This window comes from Bradyrhizobium sp. NBAIM08 (genome assembly GCF_020193935.1).
Lineage (GTDB): Bacteria > Pseudomonadota > Alphaproteobacteria > Rhizobiales > Xanthobacteraceae > Bradyrhizobium > Bradyrhizobium yuanmingense.
Genome location: NZ_JADYVR010000551.1, coordinates 1 through 430 on the forward strand (window position 1 = coordinate 1; position 430 = coordinate 430).

Here is a 430-nt window from a genome sequence, read left to right on the forward strand (position 1 = left end):
GTGCTAGCAGCGGGCGCGAGATGCCGGGCAGGCCGCGCTCCAGGTCGTTGAAGTGTGTCATTCCACAGAGCATGTTGCGTACGATCAACAGCGTCCAGCGGTCCCCGATGACCTCAAGCGCCTTCGCAATAGGGCAGAATTGGCCATACTTTGACATAATAGATTCTCCCATATGGGCCACCAGTTCTTTTTTAGCACTGGTGTTGGCGAGAAGCAGTGGTACATTGAGTTCTAATACCCATTGTACCCATCTAAGCTCAGTCAGCCGGGGATGGAAAAGCATGCCAAAGCATACTAACCAGGAGAGCCTGACATGAGCGACACACCCCCCAGCCCCGATTTCATCGCTGCCCAACTACGCAAGCCCTCGGGCACTTTTGCTCCCAACATTGCCCAAAACATGGAAAAGAGCAACGCGCCGCTGATTGAC

General features: G+C 54.4%; 1 protein-coding gene. It reads right to left on the bottom strand.

Going from position 1 to position 430, the window contains the following annotated elements:
* On the bottom strand, window positions 1–283 hold a 283-nt coding region (locus tag I6F37_RS40900; RefSeq protein ID WP_225154506.1), incomplete at its 3' end, for a helix-turn-helix domain-containing protein.
* Window positions 284–430 lie beyond the last annotated feature (147 nt).